Source organism: Acinetobacter guillouiae CIP 63.46 (genome assembly GCF_000368145.1).
Classification (GTDB): Bacteria; Pseudomonadota; Gammaproteobacteria; order Pseudomonadales; family Moraxellaceae; genus Acinetobacter; species Acinetobacter guillouiae.
In genome coordinates this window covers 84,905-101,733 of sequence record NZ_KB849286.1, presented here as the reverse complement: position 1 = coordinate 101,733, position 16,829 = coordinate 84,905, and the positions used below count along the sequence as shown (strand labels likewise).

The 16,829-nt window shown below is 35.9% G+C and carries 23 protein-coding genes; 10 read left to right on the top strand and 13 right to left on the bottom strand.

Annotation, left to right across the window (positions count from 1 at the left end; genetic code table 11):
* Window positions 1-200: 200 nt before the first annotated feature.
* The 5 genes from F981_RS18980 to ybgC all read right to left on the bottom strand — a co-directional run bounded on the left by F981_RS18980 (window position 201) and on the right by ybgC (window position 3,638).
* Window positions 201-647 (bottom strand): hypothetical protein, encoded by a 447-nt coding sequence (locus tag F981_RS18980; RefSeq protein WP_004724534.1) that lies wholly within the window; start codon window positions 645-647, stop codon window positions 201-203.
* A gap of 67 nt (window positions 648-714) precedes the next feature.
* Window positions 715-2,055: a cell envelope integrity protein TolA gene (tolA, locus tag F981_RS18975; protein ID WP_004724532.1), complete on the bottom strand. Its 1,341-nt coding sequence runs from the start codon at window positions 2,053-2,055 to the stop codon at window positions 715-717.
* Between the two features lie 3 nt (window positions 2,056-2,058).
* Window positions 2,059-2,508: a protein TolR gene (gene tolR / locus F981_RS18970; RefSeq protein ID WP_004724530.1), complete on the bottom strand. Its 450-nt coding sequence runs from the start codon at window positions 2,506-2,508 to the stop codon at window positions 2,059-2,061.
* Entirely contained in the window at window positions 2,508-3,206 is a 699-nt protein-coding gene (gene tolQ / locus F981_RS18965) for a protein TolQ (protein WP_004724528.1), read from the bottom strand. The genes tolR and tolQ overlap by 1 nt, the downstream gene beginning before the upstream one ends.
* A 24-nt stretch (window positions 3,207-3,230) precedes the next feature.
* Complete coding sequence (ybgC, locus tag F981_RS18960) at window positions 3,231-3,638, bottom strand: tol-pal system-associated acyl-CoA thioesterase (protein WP_004724526.1); 408 nt, start codon at window positions 3,636-3,638, stop codon at window positions 3,231-3,233.
* Between the two features lie 167 nt (window positions 3,639-3,805).
* Here ybgC and F981_RS18955 point away from each other — a divergent pair, with 167 nt between their 5' ends.
* Window positions 3,806-5,035 (top strand): tyrosine-type recombinase/integrase, encoded by a 1,230-nt coding sequence (locus F981_RS18955; protein WP_004724523.1) that lies wholly within the window; start codon window positions 3,806-3,808, stop codon window positions 5,033-5,035.
* Window positions 5,036-5,048: 13 nt separating this feature from the next.
* Here the strand turns inward: F981_RS18955 and F981_RS18950 are convergent, their stop codons facing one another.
* The 5 genes from F981_RS18950 to F981_RS18930 are packed head-to-tail and all read right to left on the bottom strand — an operon-like array spanning window position 5,049 to window position 8,422.
* Window positions 5,049-5,309: a hypothetical protein gene (locus tag F981_RS18950; RefSeq protein ID WP_004724521.1), complete on the bottom strand. Its 261-nt coding sequence runs from the start codon at window positions 5,307-5,309 to the stop codon at window positions 5,049-5,051.
* A 56-nt stretch (window positions 5,310-5,365) separates the two neighbouring features.
* Window positions 5,366-6,583, bottom strand: a complete 1,218-nt coding sequence (locus F981_RS18945) for a hypothetical protein (protein WP_004724519.1) — start codon at window positions 6,581-6,583, stop codon at window positions 5,366-5,368.
* A complete protein-coding gene (locus F981_RS18940; RefSeq protein ID WP_004720007.1) occupies window positions 6,580-7,650 on the bottom strand; it encodes an ATP-binding protein in 1,071 nt (356 codons plus the stop codon). Before F981_RS18940 ends, F981_RS18945 begins: the two co-directional genes overlap by 4 nt.
* Window positions 7,651-7,652: 2 nt before the next feature.
* Window positions 7,653-7,955 (bottom strand): hypothetical protein, encoded by a 303-nt coding sequence (locus tag F981_RS18935; RefSeq protein ID WP_004720009.1) that lies wholly within the window; start codon window positions 7,953-7,955, stop codon window positions 7,653-7,655.
* Complete coding sequence (locus F981_RS18930; protein WP_004720011.1) at window positions 7,955-8,422, bottom strand: hypothetical protein; 468 nt, start codon at window positions 8,420-8,422, stop codon at window positions 7,955-7,957. The genes F981_RS18935 and F981_RS18930 overlap by 1 nt, the downstream gene beginning before the upstream one ends.
* 309 nt (window positions 8,423-8,731) lie before the next feature.
* On the opposite strand from F981_RS18930, the gene F981_RS18925 reads away from it, so the two are divergent.
* Complete coding sequence (locus tag F981_RS18925; protein ID WP_004720012.1) at window positions 8,732-9,547, top strand: hypothetical protein; 816 nt, start codon at window positions 8,732-8,734, stop codon at window positions 9,545-9,547.
* Window positions 9,548-9,607: 60 nt separating this feature from the next.
* Here F981_RS18925 and F981_RS18920 read toward each other — a convergent pair whose 3' ends face one another.
* Window positions 9,608-10,330, bottom strand: coding sequence for a S24 family peptidase (locus F981_RS18920; RefSeq protein ID WP_004720013.1), 723 nt, complete (start codon window positions 10,328-10,330; stop codon window positions 9,608-9,610).
* 102 nt (window positions 10,331-10,432) lie between these two features.
* Between F981_RS18920 and F981_RS18915 the strand changes: the two genes are divergently transcribed.
* From F981_RS18915 to F981_RS18880, 8 genes are all read left to right on the top strand, one after another.
* Window positions 10,433-10,630 carry a helix-turn-helix domain-containing protein gene (locus F981_RS18915; protein ID WP_004720014.1) on the top strand — a complete coding sequence of 66 codons (198 nt, stop codon included), beginning with the start codon at window positions 10,433-10,435 and terminating at the stop codon, window positions 10,628-10,630.
* Between the two features lie 58 nt (window positions 10,631-10,688).
* Window positions 10,689-11,186, top strand: coding sequence for a phage regulatory CII family protein (locus tag F981_RS18910; protein WP_004720015.1), 498 nt, complete (start codon window positions 10,689-10,691; stop codon window positions 11,184-11,186).
* Between the two features lie 165 nt (window positions 11,187-11,351).
* Window positions 11,352-11,597, top strand: coding sequence for a hypothetical protein (locus F981_RS18905; RefSeq protein WP_039910711.1), 246 nt, complete (start codon window positions 11,352-11,354; stop codon window positions 11,595-11,597).
* Window positions 11,594-11,890, top strand: a complete 297-nt coding sequence (locus tag F981_RS18900; protein ID WP_004724513.1) for a hypothetical protein — start codon at window positions 11,594-11,596, stop codon at window positions 11,888-11,890. The genes F981_RS18905 and F981_RS18900 overlap by 4 nt, the downstream gene beginning before the upstream one ends.
* On the top strand, window positions 11,887-12,807 hold the full coding sequence (locus F981_RS18895) for a helix-turn-helix domain-containing protein (protein WP_004724511.1): 921 nt from the start codon (window positions 11,887-11,889) through the stop codon (window positions 12,805-12,807). Before F981_RS18900 ends, F981_RS18895 begins: the two co-directional genes overlap by 4 nt.
* Window positions 12,808-13,218, top strand: a complete 411-nt coding sequence (locus tag F981_RS18890; protein WP_004724509.1) for a PDDEXK family nuclease — start codon at window positions 12,808-12,810, stop codon at window positions 13,216-13,218.
* Between the two features lie 5 nt (window positions 13,219-13,223).
* Complete coding sequence (locus F981_RS18885) at window positions 13,224-13,721, top strand: hypothetical protein (protein WP_004724507.1); 498 nt, start codon at window positions 13,224-13,226, stop codon at window positions 13,719-13,721.
* Window positions 13,722-13,808: 87 nt separating this feature from the next.
* Window positions 13,809-14,462, top strand: a complete 654-nt coding sequence (locus F981_RS18880) for a hypothetical protein (RefSeq protein ID WP_004724506.1) — start codon at window positions 13,809-13,811, stop codon at window positions 14,460-14,462.
* A 108-nt stretch (window positions 14,463-14,570) separates the two neighbouring features.
* Here the strand turns inward: F981_RS18880 and F981_RS18875 are convergent, their stop codons facing one another.
* Both F981_RS18875 and F981_RS18870 read right to left on the bottom strand, forming a co-directional pair.
* Window positions 14,571-15,239 carry an HNH endonuclease gene (locus F981_RS18875; RefSeq protein ID WP_004724502.1) on the bottom strand — a complete coding sequence of 223 codons (669 nt, stop codon included), beginning with the start codon at window positions 15,237-15,239 and terminating at the stop codon, window positions 14,571-14,573.
* The gene (locus F981_RS18870) at window positions 15,232-16,521 is read right to left on the bottom strand and encodes an AAA family ATPase (protein WP_004724500.1); all 1,290 of its coding nucleotides are present in this window, start codon (window positions 16,519-16,521) and stop codon (window positions 15,232-15,234) included. The genes F981_RS18875 and F981_RS18870 overlap by 8 nt, the downstream gene beginning before the upstream one ends.
* Between the last annotated feature and the right edge of the window lie 308 nt (window positions 16,522-16,829).

Here is a 16,829-nt window from a genome sequence, read left to right as displayed (position 1 = left end):
AAGCATGTAATTGTGAACAAAAGATTATCATTGAACAGATTTACTAAAAAAATTAAATTAAAATTTATAACACCAATGAATTTCGGCTTGATCTTTGGGTATTTTAAATGGTGCAGCTTTAAAAATTACTTTTTTATAGATTTGACAACAATGTCATTGTTGCTGCCATTAAAATATATTGTCTCGTGTTGAATAGAGAATTATTCAGCACGGAATTTGATGCGAATCACTTTTAATAATTGATTGAGCGATGACTGTTTAGACATTTCAAAAGGTGCTGTTTGCTGAATCGCCGTTTTGATTGCGTTTGAAAACGTTTCGCTGTCCTGTTCTGTGATTAAAATATCTTTTACATTCCCACTGTCATCTAAGTAAATAATAACATCAGCATTTTCTTGGATGATTGTTAAATTTCTCAACTTTTTAACAATACGATTGACTCTAGCGGTATTTATCCGCTGAGCCATTTGACTTTGTAGAAGTAATGCTTCCGTTGTTGCTACAGACGGGTTTTTTTCGTATGACGCAGAAGGTGGGTGTTGTTGCGTATTTACTTCAAGTATTTTTTCTTGCTCGATATTTTTTGCAAATAATAATGCAGTTGGAAAAAATAATGAAATTGCTACAAATATAGGTTTAACTCGCATTTGATTTTTCCGAGTGATTGTTCTTGCATTAAATTACACCCTGCCAAGACAGGGTGTAATTTTAAGATTATTTCACTGTAAAATTTGCACTAAAACTTCGTGCTTCGCGTCTGGCATCTGGATCAGATGGCATCGGGAAAGGTGCAGCATTGCGAACTGCTTGTTCCACACTTGCTTTTACATCTGGGTCTGATGCATTGACAATGATCGAGGCCACAGAACCGCTATCCGTTAGTGTGACACGAGCTGTTGCCTTTTGACCTGTTGAGCCAGCAGGCATACGCCAAGCATTCCGAACTTTACTTTCAAAGTCCTTTTTCGCAGAAGATGCAACTTTTCTCGCTTCTGCCTTTTTATTTGCAGCAGCTTCTTTGGCTTTTTCAGCAGCAGAGGCTTTTTCTTCATCTAATTCGCGTGCTAGATCAGCTTTACGTTTTGCGTCCGCATCCGCTTTGGCTTTTGCCGCGGCATCTGCCTTGGCTTTTGCATTAGCATCCGCTTTAGCTTTTGCAGCAGCATCCGCTTTGGCTTTTGCAGCAGCATCTGCTTTAGCTTTTGCATTAGCATCCGCTTTGGCTTTTTCAGCAGCGTCCGCTTTGGCTTTTGCATTAGCATCCGCTTTAGCCTTTGCAGCAGCATCTGCTTTAGCTTTTGCAGCAGCATCCGTTTTGGCTTTTGCGTTAGCATCTGCCTTGGCTTTTGCAGCAGCATCGGCTTTGGCTTGTTGGGCCTTATCTGCGGCTTCTTTTCTGACTTTTTCTGCAGCTTCTGCTTTGCTTTTTGCTTCGGCATTGAGTCTTGCGAGTCTGGCTTTTTCCGCAGCATCCGCTTTGGCTTTTTGAAGCGCCTCTTGCTTGGCCTTAGCTGCTGCATCTGCTTTAGATCTTGCTTCAGCTTCTGCCTTAGCTTTCTCAGCAGCATTTTTAGCCTGCTTTACTTTTTCAGCTGCCTCTTGTTTGGCTTTTTCCGCAGCATCTGCTTTAGCTTGAGAAAGTTTTAAGGCTTTTTCTTGTGCTGCTTTAGCCGCTGCCATAGCCAATTGCTGTTCTAATGCGGCTGCCTTGGCCTGTTCGGCAGCTTTTTGTGCATCTATCGCCTTGGTATCTGGTGTGTTATTTGCTTCAGTTGGAATTTCTGGTGCAGTTTGATCGGGTTCCGCTGTTTGCTGAGTATTTTCTGCAACCTTGCTATCTGCCGTTTCAGTGGCATCAGTTTCTACTAAAGGCTTGGGTTCAGGCGGTGGTAAATCTTCAGGCTTAATTAAAACGGTTTTAATTTGCTTGGGTGGCTCAGGTGGTTGACTTAAACCGAGAAAAAGTAAGCCAGTAATCGCCACCACATGAATACCTAAGGTAAATCCAAGTGCAATCGCTTTTTCTTTAGATTGTGGCTTTTGAATATTTTTCATAACTTACTTTACAGACTCTGTCAGTAAACCCACTTGGCTTAAACCAGCATCTTGCAGTGTAGACATGAGTTTCATGACTTCACCATAAGGGCGTGATTCACTACCATTGATCAAGACACTCAATTGCTTGTTATTTGCTTGAGCCTGTTGCTGATTTTCTGTAAGTACTGTTTTTAACTCATCTAAAGTTAAAACCTCATTTTTATGGTTTTTGTCTTCAAGTTTAATCGTACCATCTGCTTCTAAAGTCACGATGGCTGGTCGATCTTCAGATTGAATCGGATTATTGTTTGCTTGAGGTAAATCAACTTTAACACCCGTGGTAATCATGGGTGCTGTCACCATAAAAATAACCAATAAAACCAACATGACGTCTATATATGGAACGACATTCATATCACTTTTTAAAGGTTTTTTGACGCGTTCAAAACGTCCAGAACGTTGGATTGTCATTATTCATCTTCCTGTGTAGTTCCCACAGACTGACGTTGTAATAGCGCCACCATTTCTTCTGCAAATAATGCACGATCTGAATAAATTTCTTCGCCTTTTGCAGTGTAATGGTTAAATGCTAGTACCGCTGGTATTGCAGCAAATAAACCAATCGCAGTTGCAATCAATGCTTCAGCAATACCTGGTGCAACAGTGGCTAAGGTAACTTGTTCAACCTGAGCTAAGCCAATGAATGCACTCATAATGCCCCAAACAGTACCAAATAAACCAATATAAGGTGCGACAGAACCGATACTGGCGAGAGAGCTTAAGCCTTGCTCTAAACGACCTTGGTCACGACTGAGTCCTACACGCAAGATACGTTCAGTACCTTCAATCATTGATGCAGTTTCAGCATGACGTTTTTTAAGTTTTAAAAACTCACTTAAACCTTGATAGAAAATATCTTCTAAACCGCTTCGCTTAGAATTAAGCTGAGCATTGTTATATAAGGTATTGAGTTCAGCACCAGACCAGAAGATTTTTTGGAAGTGCTCATCGCCTTGATGTGCTTTCTTATAGCCCATATGCAACTTGGCAATCAAATACCAACTAAAAACGGATGCGAGTACTAAGATTAGCATCACCAATTGAACCACAGGGCTCGCTTGTAAAATTAAATCAGAGATGTGTAAAGAAGATTCTAGTTGTGTTGCCATAGTTACATGTGCCAAAAGTATTTTTTATTCGTGAGCTAATTCTCGAAGAATTAAATCACGGATTTCGTCAGGAATTCTACGAGGTTTCATATCTGTACTTAAACATGCCAATTCCACCTCGCCAGAAGCAAGCATGATTTCACCACGATATATATTCTGTTGCAACACAAATGACGAAGCTTTACATGAAACTACACTTGCTGTAACAGTAATAAGATCGTCCATGAGTATAGGGCGAGAATATTTCAATGCAATTTTATGCACGACAAAATTGTAATCTTTTTGATGCCAATAGTGGTCAATACCGGATGCACGTAGCCATTCTGTCCGTGCACGTTCCATAAAGCGGATATGATTGGCATGGTATACGATACCGCCAGCATCTGTATCTTCGATATATACACGGATTTGGAATTCGAATTTATTACTCATGTTGCTATGCATTCCTGTGTTGTTTATTGCATATCTATCAAATATTTAGCGATTTTAAATTGTTCATGAAAAACTTAAATTAATAAGAAAACTCATAAAGTAGACGCATAGTAGACTAGAATGTATACTGCTTACTAGCGATCGTTATTGCTTAATAGGGTTAAACAATGTCTAGGTCAGAACGCATAAAATTCACTAAAACTGCAATTGATTCTTTAAGCGAACCAGGCATATACAGGGACAGTGAACTTATTGGATTTGCTGTACGAGTTAATACAACTTGTAAAACCTATATTGTTGAAAAAAAGGTCAAAGGCAAAGCGGTACGGTCTACTATTGGTCTACATGGCAATTTAACACTATCACAGGCGCGAATTTTAGCACAAGGTCTGCTTTCTCAAATGGCACAAGGTTACAATCCAAATGAGGAGAAGAAGGCTAAACGTGATCAAGATGAACATATTTTAAACGTATCAAGGCAGCATCCTACTGTTGAGGTTGCTTATAATGAATATCTTAAGAATAGAACATTAAAACCTAGAACACTTAAAGATTACGACAAGGTTGTAAATGAATATTTAGCTGATTGGAAAAAACTTAAGATAGGGGATATATCGCGAATTCAAGTCCAAGCAAAATACACAGAATTAACTGAAAGAAGTCCCGCTCAAGCAAATCTAGCAATGGCTGTCTTCAGGGCGATCTTTAATTTTTCTATTGAACATTTTCTTGATGCCAAAGACGAGTCAATTATTACTGCTGTGAATCCAGTAGCAACTCTAAAAGCAAAAAGAACATGGAATAAAATCAAACGCCGGAAAGGCTATGTCAAACAAGAACAGTTAACCGATTGGATTAACGCTGTAATGAATTTCACCGCTTTGAGACAGGAACGAAATACAGTCAGGGATTTTCTTTTAACTTTAATACTCACCGGGTTTCGCCGTGATGAATGCCAAACACTAAAATGGGATGCTGTTGATTTAAAGTATGGCTGGATAACTTCTAATGATCCTAAGAATGGTGAAGTTCATACATTACCTATGGGTGAGCGTCTTTGGGAGATCATGAAGAAAAGAGATGAGCAAAAGTTCAATGAATATGTTTTTGCTTCCCCTAAAGCTAAGAAAAAAGGCTATACAACAAATTTATTTGAAGCTAAACAAAAAATAATTGATGCAACTGGTATTGAGTTCACTTTCCACGACCTTAGACGTACCTTTGGCACCATTGCCGAGAATCTTGATTACGGTCAGTACACGATTAAAAGGCTTTTAAACCATACTATATCTGGTGATGTGACTGAGGGTTATATCCAGATTAGTGATAAAAAATTAAGGTTAGCAATGCAAGAGGTTGAGGATATCGTTTTTGAGGGATATAAAAAAGGAGGGTAGCCTCCTTTTTAAATCAGATTGTATTTGTAAGTTTTTGGCCTTCAAAATACTTAACGGCATCACCTTTTGTGTACGAGATTTTTCTAGCGCCTTTAATGAATGGTATGCCTCCACCTTCACAGCGTTTAAGCTGTAACCAGGGAAGGGATACATTAAATACAATTGCTACTGTGGTAGGTGGGAATGTTGCATCTAAAGGGGATTCCCAAAAAATCTTTGCTGCCAAGAGCTTTTCTTCTTCTGTCATTTTAGAAAGTTTTGATTGTCTACTCATACCTTTACCTATTTATTAAATTCATTTCATCAAGTGATAAGAGAAATAGCTCCAAATTAAGTCATTACGTTTGAACCTGAATTTTCAAGTTCAAATCGACGTTTACGAACCAGTCCCATTAATTTCGGTTGAATGTCTGGATGACGGGTTGCAACATCAATTTCTAAAATATCCAAGGCTGTTAAATCAGGTGCATTTTGGATCTGAACCACTAATGATGGTGGTTGTTCAGGAGGTGGAGCGGTCGCACCCAATTCACTCAATCTTTTATTAATTGCATCCATCAATGGCTTACGCTGTTCTTCAGTCCAATTGACCGTATATTTATACAAGGCATTAGCTTCAGCAGGTAATTTTGATTTTTTAGCACGTTCTAATAGTTCTTTTAACAGATTGTCATATTGATTATCCTGAATATTCTTTAATGCAGTCGCTTGAAACTCAGCAAGTTTAGAACATTTTGCAAGATTAATTTCTGAGAGCTGTTCTTCGCTAAAACCTTGATCATTCACATCGTGTAGTGTGGTTTTAATTTCTTCCTCTGAAACACATGCATTAATGCCATCTATATAAATTTGATGATCAATGTAACTTGGTTTTGGTGCATATTGCTCAGGATCAATCTCTATCAACTTATTCTCAGTCAATTTGCATAGATGTTGAGTATGTTCACGCTCAAGATGACCATTAGCAAAAAACACTGGGCGTAATAAAAGAACAGCTTCTGTTGTCGAACAGTTTGCAATTTTCGCTGCAAATTTATCAATTATTAAGGCAGGATCTGTTTCAATTTCTGGGGTATCTTCAGATTTAAAAGCTTCTTTGGTTTTACGAGGAGCTTTAGATTTTTTAGGCTTTTCACTGAAACCGTCTTTAATTTCAATCTCAGTAATCATATTGCCAAACGTTTTACCAAACGCCTGAAGCTGCAGTTGTGCATTTTCAGCATCTAATTGAGCAAATCCATTTGCCACACTCAAACATATATCACCATGTTCTGGGTCGTATTTAGTACGCAAGATACATGTTGGCATCACAATAAAGATTTCTTGGCCATTCTCCAGATCGTGTGGTTCTACTGGCTTAGTAAATTGAATATCTGCCAAAGTTAACGATTCACGTTTGATACAGAACTCATAACCAGGTAAAGCGAAGATCGTAGCAGGGAATTGATTTAAGTCATCAAAGTCCATCAATTCGCCAACAGCGCGGCACATAATATTTTTACCAGCCATGAGTGCTGAAAATGCTTCATTACTATTTAAAATATTCATGCGCTCCAACCCTCCATATCTGACTTTGCTTGGCATGCATTTAGAATTTGAGTTTCGTATTTAGAGCCACGGAAATACTTAGCAGGCTTATCTAAATTATTAGTAGATTTGGCATGCTCAATATCTTTGAGTGCAATTTGATAATCATTTTCTAAACGTGCATCATTTTCAGCTTGAAGCTGTTGTTCATTGGCTTGATGGGCTTGTTTATTTCTCTGAATAATTGATTGAATACCACTGCAGGTTTCGTCAAACTTTTGCTGCAAAACATCATGCAAGCTATTTAGTCCACGTTTAGCACAATATTTCTCTATGTCGATTCCAGCTTGTTGCATAAGAGCTTCAAGTTCAAAGAATTGATTACCATTTATGCAAGCATCAGCAGAACCCGAAATCAACCATTGCTTTAATGCAACGCCATCACTTTCAGTCAACTGACGTGGATCAAGAAATAAGCGAGTACGATCTTTTGTGGCAATAGCGAGATTGTCATGCGTTAGATCCAACACTGTAGTAAATTCATACTCAATGCCATCACGCTGTTCAGCTTTCATTCCAACTTTTTCTACTTTTTTCTTGCCGTTATTTTCTACCTGAATTGTTTCCATTTTAGAGCGCAAAGTGACAATTATATTAATGCTTGATTGGAGCATTGCATCTATAAACTTACGGTGACGTGGGGTAACTTGGCTCCAAGCACCCCAACTATTTCCCTTGAATGTAGTGCCGGCTAATTTATCAACTATTTCTAGACACCCACCCACACCAGACCATTCATGAGTAATACTGTCGATAATTAAAGTATCGAATCCAGCATTTTCAGCAGCCTTAATAACCTCAATAAATTTTTCTGGTGAATAGGGTGGTTGAATATTTGCATGTTCAAATAAAACTATATCGTCATATAGCTCAGCACTACTATTCTCTGTATCTGCAACAGCAATACGGCCACCAATACCTTTAGCTAAAAGTAGTGCGCCAAAAGTTTTACCTGCTCCAGTAGGTCCGGCAATTGCTAAGCGTAATTTTGCATTTTTGCGTTGAGCTTTCTTAAAAAATACAGTCATGATTATGCTCCAGTCCATCCCATACGTTTTTTATACGCACGACGTTCGTAAGAGGGGATATTTGAATTTTGAAGCCCAATAGCCAATGCTTTGCGCTTCTGAAACTTGCGCTCACGTTCAAAATTAAGGCTAATCCAAGGCTTCTCTAAATGTTCTGCGAAATCGATAAGGTACAAATAGCCTGATTTACTAACCCGGTAAATTTCGCCATTTTTCTGTAAATATTCAGATGAATAAATACGCATGCGAAATTCGCCGTTTTCATCGCTTATAAATTCTGATTTCTTGGGTGTAGATTTATTCATTAGACAGCCTCCACCAAACGGTTACGCTCGATATAACCGATAATTATCTGATTGATATTTCGGTGATCGTTGTAATCTGTGAAGTCGTTATATTCCTTGCCGTTAATGTCATGAATCTCATCAATTGCTAAGTTGGTGATATCAACTGCAGTGAATTCAGAACCTGGTACGCCGTAGTTATCTGCATGAGATTCAAAATCAAAGCTAACTTTAAGAAAGAAGCTATCAAGTTTTACTACAGCCATGCCAGATGAATCAGAAGTGACCTTTAAAGCTTGGATGCTATATGAAGAAGTGGATGTGTTAGGAACTAAAACTGCGGGTTTGTATTCAGTAGCTTTTTGGTCGTATGCAAGACCTATAATTCCAACAGTGAATAAACCACTGATTGCAGCTGCTTTAATAAAGCTGGATGGCTGTACACGATGTGTAACAGCAGGGTTGATAGAATTTGGATTTGTGTTCATAATTCACCTGTTGTATGGAAAAGCGCATTAGATTTCGAGGTCGGTGCGCTTTTTTTGTTATCTGGTGAATTTAGTTTAGTAAACTAAACAAATATGGTCAATAGTTTTGTTTAGATAAATGAACAATTTTGCTGTTAAGTTTAGATTTCTATTTTATACAACCCAATAAATCGCATAAAGCAGGGGATAGATAGGTTATACGAGTTATATTTCATCAATTTTATTCATAATTTTTTTTTAGTACTGATACATAAGTTATTGCAGCTGATACAATTACAGAAGAAATAAACACATAATAATTTTTAACTTATGAAAACGAATGTTATTTTTGCCTGGCCAGTTCTTACTACGATCTTTACAGCTTTTTTGTATTGGAGTGGTTTTTGGTATTACTTGGGATATACTGAATTCTATAACTACAAAATAGAAGTTTTTGATTTACCTGTTGCTAGTATGTTGATTGCTGGTCTAACAAAAAATGTTAATCATGTCCTCATATTATTGACAATTTTGATATTTATTTCATTTGCTTACAGTGTAAATAAAGAACAATGGAAGTACGTAAGCCTGTCTGCATTTTCAATTTTAATTAGTTTATTTGCTTTTATTTATTATTTGATAAAACCCTTACTTAAACTTTTACCTAGTGTGAATGTTGCAACTTTTGTAAATAGGTACACTCCTAATTGGTTGATTGAATTCAAACGTAGCTTGAGAAAACCTGCAAGATCATTAATTTTATCTGGTCATAGAACAAAAAGATTCTTGAAAAGGAACGAATTAACAGAACCAGATATTAGACGTAAATCTTTTGTAACTTCGACTCCAGCTTATAGTTTTTCTTTTTCTGTTTATTTCCATTATTTTGGAATGTTATTTCTTGTTGTATGCTTATTCTTTTTATTCAAATCTGCTTCTAATTCGGGTGAGTCTGCAATGAAAGAAGCAGAAAAGGATTTTAGTAACTTTAATAAAATGGCTAAAGTTCAAATAAAAGGCTTACCTGTTGATGAACTAAGAAATACAGGTATATGTTTTAAAGGCTTATGCTTAATTACTGATAAATATAAAAATGCTCAACTTTATGAAATGAAAGAAGTGAAAATAATCAATAAGATTGATTAAGGGGCCTTTTATAAAATCAAACTCTTTAAGGATATATGAATATTTTTAAAATTCATATTTTTAAGGTTTAACTAAAGCTAACTCCAATCGGCCAATAAAGTTAATTTCGTTAAGTTGTTCGTTTGTGATGAATTCATCTGGATACCTATTTTTGTCAGGATTATCACTAGTAAATTTTACTGTTTTTGAACCTGCGTAGCTTATAAAAACTCGCTTCATACGCAATTCATGATTATGAGTGAAGACATATACACTTCCATTTTTCAGGGTATCAGGATTCTTATCAGAAACGTCAACAAATAGTGGGCTATCAGGTGCAATAGTAGGGTACATACTATATTCAGCGGAATATATAATTCTTAAGTTACCTGGATTAGTCTGAATACCCATTAGTTTAAGTATTTGTGGATCTATATCTAAGTACTCACTTGGATCTTCTAAAAAGTTTTGAATACCCGAGCCACAAGATGCTTTTACATCTTTATGTATTGGTATGCGCACGTTTGATAGGTGTTCTTTAGCTTCAGCACTTCTGAATTCAACAGGAGCGAAACGTATATCACTGGAATTTTTATTTTCTATAGACGTACCATTGAGCAACCATTCAGAAGTTGTGTTCAAAGCTTGTGCTAATTGAATCAATCTCTTACCAGTTGGATTATTTACCCCACTGATCCAGTTTGTAACAGTCCCTTTACTTGCCCCAGTAGCTGCAACTAGGTCTTTATGTTGTAAACCTAATTCTCTCATGCGTAAAGAAATTCGATCAGATGTGGTTAGCATAATTGATAAACCTTATATTTGTTTAAAATACTAAACAAAAAAATTGACATGTTCCTAAACTTATAGTTCAATTAACTAAACTATTTGTTTTGGAAACTAAACATGACTGTTGATGATCTTAAAAATCATTTTCAAGCTAAAAATGACGCTGATCTTGCACGAATCCTAAAAAAAGACAGATCGGTAATAAGTTATTGGCGAAAAAAAATCCCTTTAAAAACTCAAGCTGTTTTTGAAATTCAAACTAATGGGAAATTAACCGCCGATCGTCAATCTTTGTACGACACTAGCTCTTTATAAGAAGAGTTTCCCAATTAAATACTCAAAAAAAAACGTGAAAAAATCAAAGGATTCACATATGGAAATTAATTTAAGCCGAGAAGCCCAAAACGCAATTTGGCAAATGATAAGTAATACACCAGGATTTACGCCTAAAGATATTGCGCAGGTACTTGGAGATTCACATAACACAATTTGTAATTACGCAAATATCAATATGCCGAACCATTTACCAAGTATTAAAAAGTTAGAAGCAATTCTCTATTACACCCAAAATCCAGCCTTATTAAAAATTTGGGCTCATGAACTTGGTTTTGCATTAGTTCCAGTGACTTGTGACCGCAGCAAACATCATGAGTTGTCGATCTTTGAAGCAATGATGCAGCACAACATTAAGTCAGGAAAGACTAACAAAGCTGTTTATGAAGCGTATGAAGATGGTGTGGTAACACCCCAAGAATATGAAGAGATTCATCAATTGACATTGCATCTGATTGAATTGGCGACTGCTGTAGATCAAGCAGCTTTAAAACAAATGAAGAAGTACACATCAGGTACTGAAATAGAAAAAGCCTGAGGATGGGACTCAGGCTTCAAATATTCACACATATCAGGAATGAATATGAAATCGAGTTTAGCACAAATTTTATTCATTTTAAAGAAGAAGCCTGACGTATCAGATCAGGCTTCCCGTAATTCACCGCGTACCCAATACACCCTAAACGACTTTTCGGAGTATCGAATGGACATCAATCTAGCACAAGAAAAAGAGCCAGGCAAATACATAAATGGCGATGTGGTTGTGTATATGAATCACATCAAAATAAAAGACTTACAAACGGTAGAAGCGTATCAACCGAACAATCATTACTGGTTAGAAAGCGGTAAGTTGGTAAAGGAAGCTGATATACGTACAGCCACTTTGCCAGAGCTATTTCATAAACGCCGTTTAGATGAAATCGAGCAATCTATTGCGGAGGTTTCATGAATAGCCATTTTCAAATTAAACCTGAGCATAAGCAGACTCAGGAAATCCAATCATTTTATGAACCAACTTTGCTTTTGTTGGACCATATTCATGACATCAAAAAAGGCAATCTAAGAATGCGTGGTTACAACGAAGAGAATGCAGCTGTAACCAAAGAAGAATTGGCCCAAAAGATGGCTTATCGATTCAAGATCACAATTTGGTTATCACATCAGGTTATTACGAGCTTGATCAAAGCTGAACAGGTCATTTCATTTGGTGGGTACATAAAGCCTAAGGTCGGTGAATTATGAGCTTAGATGCAACTGTATGGGCATGGAAAGCTACAGTCTCAGGTGCAAGTGAACGACTTGTACTTTTAGCTCTTGCTGATCGAGCCGGGGATGACCATAAGTGCTTCCCAAGTTTAAAACGATTAGAGAAAGACACCACTTTAAATCGAAAAACGATTATCAAAGTTTTAGATGAACTTGAGCTTAAAAAGTTGATTAAATTTACAGGTGAAATTAAAGGAAATGGCGTAAAAGTCTATCAATTAATTGGAGTGTTTGGACGTGAAGATTGTTCTGATACTAGTACCACAAAGGGTACTAGTACCAAAAATGACACTGGTGTTGATTTAGGCACTGGTTCCAAAAACGGTACTAGTACCAATAATGGAACTGGAACCAGTACCGATATTGGTACCGAGACCAGTACCAATTTTGGGACACAGAACCTCCCAAGGAATCTCTCATTAGAATCTAAAAATAAAAAAGACTGGCTTTGCTTTAAAAAACTTCGTTCTGAATTAGATCAAGCTGATCCCACGGTAGTACCAAAATCGATTATCGAAGCAAGTTGGTTTGAGCGTGAGAAAAAAGCATTCGAGCTTTTCAATGCTGGAAATAATCTTTGTGATGATCTCTTGATTTACCACTTTGCTGACACTCTTTTGAAAAACCGTCACAAATACGACAAAGCGCAAAATGGCAAATCAAGCGGTGAATCTGATTTAGTATTTTTCTCATCACCTCAACAGATTTACGTGTTTGCCAACAAACTCGCTCAACTGTCAGACGTCATCGATGAATTCAGTATGCCTGGTGAATCCTTTGAAAAACTAGCAAGCCGCATTGCCGCAAAACTTTCAGATCCAAATGAACTCCAAAACTGGAAATCACATCTGCAGGCAGTTGGATTTAAACCTAAAAGTAGAGGTGCTGCGTAAGTGGAAAGCATCTCAATTGCTGAATATCAAAAACTTTATGGTACGAGAACCAGGAAGAAATCAAAGCTAAAAAGCAGTACTCGAGTTAAAACTCATCAAAGTGAAAGTATCGGTGAATCAACGTTGGCCAACCAGTTACGAGTTTTAAAAATTAGCTTTGAACAGGAATATAAATTTCATCCTAAACGTAAGTGGCGTGCTGATTTTCACATTGTGGGCAAGATGATATTGGTTGAGGTTGAAGGCGGTGTTTGGAGCGGTGGACGTCATACAAGGGGTAAGGGTTATATCGGTGATATGGAGAAATACAACGCTGCAGTGGTAATGGGATACCAGATAATACGGTTTACTACAGAGCAAGTGAAGTCAGGTTTAGCGGTTCAACAGATTGAGATGATGGTAGGGGATTAATAAAGATGGGTACTGTAGTTGCAACACAACATATTTTACAAGCAATTGATTGGTCCCGTTTTGACTTAGAAGGCTGGTTATATCAGTTTGGTGCTTGGTTATATACTAATACAGGTCCTACAGGCAAAAGTGTAAATCCGATCGCTGTGGCAATGGATAATGCTGTTAAGGCAAAGAAGTATAAGAAGTTAAATGCAGAGCAAAAATTAAAAATTATTGCTGGTTATATGTTAGGTGATTTTGAACAGCCAAAACCTAGAAAAACACGTCTTACTTGCGAAATCAATGATAATGAAGCAAGAGCCGTGCAACGTTTAATTTTAGATCTACAAGGTCAGTCAGAAATATTGGATGATTGGATGGATGCAATTATTTGTCGATATTTTTACGGAAACTCATGGCCAGAGATGGTAACAGCAGAACGTACTCAAAATGATGCGCGTTCTGATGTTAAATGTGGATTGGCTGCATTACATAGTCGATATAGTTTCATTAAATTTTAAATGTTTGAGAAAAAATAGTATGAATTCAGGGTTGACATTTTTAAAATTTAAATATAAATCATATGTATATTTTAATAAAGCATGATAATGGAAACTTTACTAAAAATTGGTGGGGTATTAGCAGTTCTAGTAGTGCCGATCATATTATCTTTTCTTAATAACAGATTAGCACATTTAAAACATACTCAAGAAAGCAAAGCTGGAGCATTAAAGCTAGCAGATGAGTTTGAAGCATCCGAATTAGAAAAACGTTCAGCTTTGTACAAAGATAGATTGGCAAAATCACTTTTCAATAATGATGATCTCACTTTTAGCGAAGCTAAGTTTTTTTCTAAATATGAAAATGCGGATTTATGGGTAAGAGAATACGTAAAGATTAGAAGTATGTTGGAACGCGAAAGGGATGATGCTGGAGTTGTCATAGGACTTAAGCGTAGGTCCCATTGGATTTATGCCTTATTAATTTTTATTGGATATTGTATTTGTTTTTCAATTGGGCTGATCCCATTTATAATGATGAATAAATATGTCGAATTTATGGTGTATTTTTATGAAAAAGGGATGCCATTAGTTGTTGTTTTAATGTTTACTATTCCAATCATGTTTCTTGTCGTAGGATACTTATGTTTAAGATATACTGAAAAATATGCGAGTTGTAACGTTTTTCTGCATGATTTTAATACAATTGCTTACAAGATCATTTTTGATGAAAATAATGATGATGTACGGACAGCAGGTTAGATTGCATGTGAAAAGTAAAGGTTTTCTTGAAGATTTAATTGAAATGGAAATTCCAAGAAAACCACGCATTTTAATTATTGTTGAAAAAATGTGCCTCAGAATGCTTTTTTATAATACTTTTACTTCAGGTGGTATTCCTATATCAAAACATCGAATAGCAGATCTAACCATAGCAGCATATTTTTTACTATAGTTTGTTTCAGTAGTAATTAAATCTTGATAAATAGCTTTTCTCATATCAAGTGGGATTCTTTCATCTGTTAATTTATTTATGATAGATTCTATGTCTAATAATCTATCATTTCTTTCTGAAATTAAATCTGAACGATTGAGTTCTAAGTATTTAATAGTACAAAAACCTTTGATATTTACATTTTTGGCAAAAGAGCCAAAGAATATAATACTTTTTTCAGGCTCATCTAAATATGGGTTCAAAATATTTCTCAAATTTGGATCTTTATCAGACTTGTTCTGATTGCAAATTTCACATGCTAAAGTCAAGTTATTCCATTCATACCTTTGAGACTGATCTAAAGACTTAGGAAAAATATGCTCAATATCCCCATGATGTATATGTAATAATTTACTTTCACAATACGCACACTTTCCTGCAGTTTCTTCAATAATTTTGTGTTTGATTTCAGGATCACTGTATCGGGAAAGAAGGTAATTAGTTGAAGCTATTCCAGCGTCTAAATTTTTTAATAGTTGAGCTTTCCATTTATTTGAGTGTTTAATTAGGACAGCAGGTTTATCCAATTTAATAAGTTTAATCATGGAAATTACTCTCCACAATATTATTTAATGCTTGCGAATAAAACTCACCTAATCCAGCTTGATGCAATTCTGAGCGAAGTTGCGCTAAACCGGCTTTAGTTACATCATGTTGTGTAAAGTTCGAACATATACGTTGTAAGTCTTGCTCAGCCCATTGAGGTAGTGTTACTGGAACTCCTAAAACTTCTTTTAATATTTCATGTGCTGTTGCTGCTTTTTGATTTAAATCTAATTTATGCGCAACAACCTTTTTTACTATTTTTTCTGGTTTTTCTAAATCATTAAAATCTTCATATTTTAAAGCATACACATGAGAATCTTTGATTGATGAAACTACGAATGGACTATGAGTGACAACAATAAATTGTCCATTGGGAAAGGCTTCAACAAAGTCATTTAATAATGATCGTTGCATAGATGGATGTAAATGGTTTTCAGGCTCATCTATAGTTATCACAAATTCTTTTTTATCATGAGCATAAAGGAAAATTTGCCATGCCAAATCAATAATTGACATTATACCGCCTGAACAGGCATCTAATACAAACTCACCTGTTTCTGTTACTAAAACAATATCAGGCACTCGTATACTTAAATCTTTAAAGCCCAATTCTTTTGGTAATACACGACGAAGAATATCTTTAAAGCCAGAGAAAATATTTTCAATTTTTTCATTAGGTTGAACAAATCGATTCCCTGGACCAAAAGCGGCCATTGAGATGATTGCTTCTTTCATTCGATACGTTGGTGAAAATGAAACATAGTTATTGGAAAGTAGTTCTTTAGTTACTGAAGAATACCTTTCATATGCATTGTGAGCATCCATTGGATTGGTCGGAATGTTCTGAACTTGTTCATATTTAGGCATAGGTCGATGTGAATTAATATGTAAACCATCAACGATTTGCATCATTGAAAAATTAATTTCATATTGAGGATGATCAACGTTTTGATTTTGAATGTTAATAGTTGAAGATTTATTATTTGAATAGTATATAAATCCAAGTGTCTGATTTAAAGTATGGTCAGCTTGAATGGAACCAAATGTATAAGTAATAAGCGGTCTGAAAATACTTTTATATTTAAATACTCCTTGGTCCTTAACTAAATATGGAGTACCAAGAAATGGTAAATACCAACCGAAGTGTTTAGATAATAGTTTTAATATTGTTGATTTACCTGAGCCATTTGCTCCTGTAATTATTGTTACTTTGGGGTGAAAGGTAATTTGAATTTTTTTAAATTGTTGCCATTCACTTAATTGAATACTCTTAAATTTCATAAATTTTCACTGTCTTATTTAACTTTAAAAAGCAATTGACTTGCTCAAAACATTTAGTGAATTCACTGATTAATTTTCAGTAAGTACACCTTCTAGGTTACTAATCTCTTGTCTGAAACGTTCCTCTAGACGAAATACAGTTTCAGTCTTAACAGACCACCATTTTCTTTAGCAGAATTCTCAACTTATTGTTATAAGTTCAATTTGTACTAGAAGATTTGTTGTGTATCTTTTCAAGTAATCACAATGAAGTCCAAATAAGTCTTATTAAGAATCAGCTGGAAGGGTACGCGAGTTCAATGTTAGCA

What these genes read in the sequence shown, in the direction of transcription:
- F981_RS18980 (WP_004724534.1), bottom strand. Translation starts at nt 647, where the DNA reads ATGCGAGTTAAACCTATATTTGTAGCAATTTCATTATTTTTTCCAACT.
- tolA (WP_004724532.1), bottom strand. Translation starts at nt 2,055, where the DNA reads ATGAAAAATATTCAAAAGCCACAATCTAAAGAAAAAGCGATTGCACTT.
- tolR (WP_004724530.1), bottom strand. Translation starts at nt 2,508, where the DNA reads ATGACAATCCAACGTTCTGGACGTTTTGAACGCGTCAAAAAACCTTTA.
- tolQ (WP_004724528.1), bottom strand. Translation starts at nt 3,206, where the DNA reads ATGGCAACACAACTAGAATCTTCTTTACACATCTCTGATTTAATTTTA.
- ybgC (WP_004724526.1), bottom strand. Translation starts at nt 3,638, where the DNA reads ATGAGTAATAAATTCGAATTCCAAATCCGTGTATATATCGAAGATACA.
- F981_RS18955 (WP_004724523.1), top strand. Translation starts at nt 3,806, where the DNA reads ATGTCTAGGTCAGAACGCATAAAATTCACTAAAACTGCAATTGATTCT.
- F981_RS18950 (WP_004724521.1), bottom strand. Translation starts at nt 5,309, where the DNA reads ATGAGTAGACAATCAAAACTTTCTAAAATGACAGAAGAAGAAAAGCTC.
- F981_RS18945 (WP_004724519.1), bottom strand. Translation starts at nt 6,583, where the DNA reads ATGAATATTTTAAATAGTAATGAAGCATTTTCAGCACTCATGGCTGGT.
- F981_RS18940 (WP_004720007.1), bottom strand. Translation starts at nt 7,650, where the DNA reads ATGACTGTATTTTTTAAGAAAGCTCAACGCAAAAATGCAAAATTACGC.
- F981_RS18935 (WP_004720009.1), bottom strand. Translation starts at nt 7,955, where the DNA reads ATGAATAAATCTACACCCAAGAAATCAGAATTTATAAGCGATGAAAAC.
- F981_RS18930 (WP_004720011.1), bottom strand. Translation starts at nt 8,422, where the DNA reads ATGAACACAAATCCAAATTCTATCAACCCTGCTGTTACACATCGTGTA.
- F981_RS18925 (WP_004720012.1), top strand. Translation starts at nt 8,732, where the DNA reads ATGAAAACGAATGTTATTTTTGCCTGGCCAGTTCTTACTACGATCTTT.
- F981_RS18920 (WP_004720013.1), bottom strand. Translation starts at nt 10,330, where the DNA reads ATGCTAACCACATCTGATCGAATTTCTTTACGCATGAGAGAATTAGGT.
- F981_RS18915 (WP_004720014.1), top strand. Translation starts at nt 10,433, where the DNA reads ATGACTGTTGATGATCTTAAAAATCATTTTCAAGCTAAAAATGACGCT.
- F981_RS18910 (WP_004720015.1), top strand. Translation starts at nt 10,689, where the DNA reads ATGGAAATTAATTTAAGCCGAGAAGCCCAAAACGCAATTTGGCAAATG.
- F981_RS18905 (WP_039910711.1), top strand. Translation starts at nt 11,352, where the DNA reads ATGGACATCAATCTAGCACAAGAAAAAGAGCCAGGCAAATACATAAAT.
- F981_RS18900 (WP_004724513.1), top strand. Translation starts at nt 11,594, where the DNA reads ATGAATAGCCATTTTCAAATTAAACCTGAGCATAAGCAGACTCAGGAA.
- F981_RS18895 (WP_004724511.1), top strand. Translation starts at nt 11,887, where the DNA reads ATGAGCTTAGATGCAACTGTATGGGCATGGAAAGCTACAGTCTCAGGT.
- F981_RS18885 (WP_004724507.1), top strand. Translation starts at nt 13,224, where the DNA reads ATGGGTACTGTAGTTGCAACACAACATATTTTACAAGCAATTGATTGG.
- F981_RS18880 (WP_004724506.1), top strand. Translation starts at nt 13,809, where the DNA reads ATGGAAACTTTACTAAAAATTGGTGGGGTATTAGCAGTTCTAGTAGTG.
- F981_RS18875 (WP_004724502.1), bottom strand. Translation starts at nt 15,239, where the DNA reads ATGATTAAACTTATTAAATTGGATAAACCTGCTGTCCTAATTAAACAC.
- F981_RS18870 (WP_004724500.1), bottom strand. Translation starts at nt 16,521, where the DNA reads ATGAAATTTAAGAGTATTCAATTAAGTGAATGGCAACAATTTAAAAAA.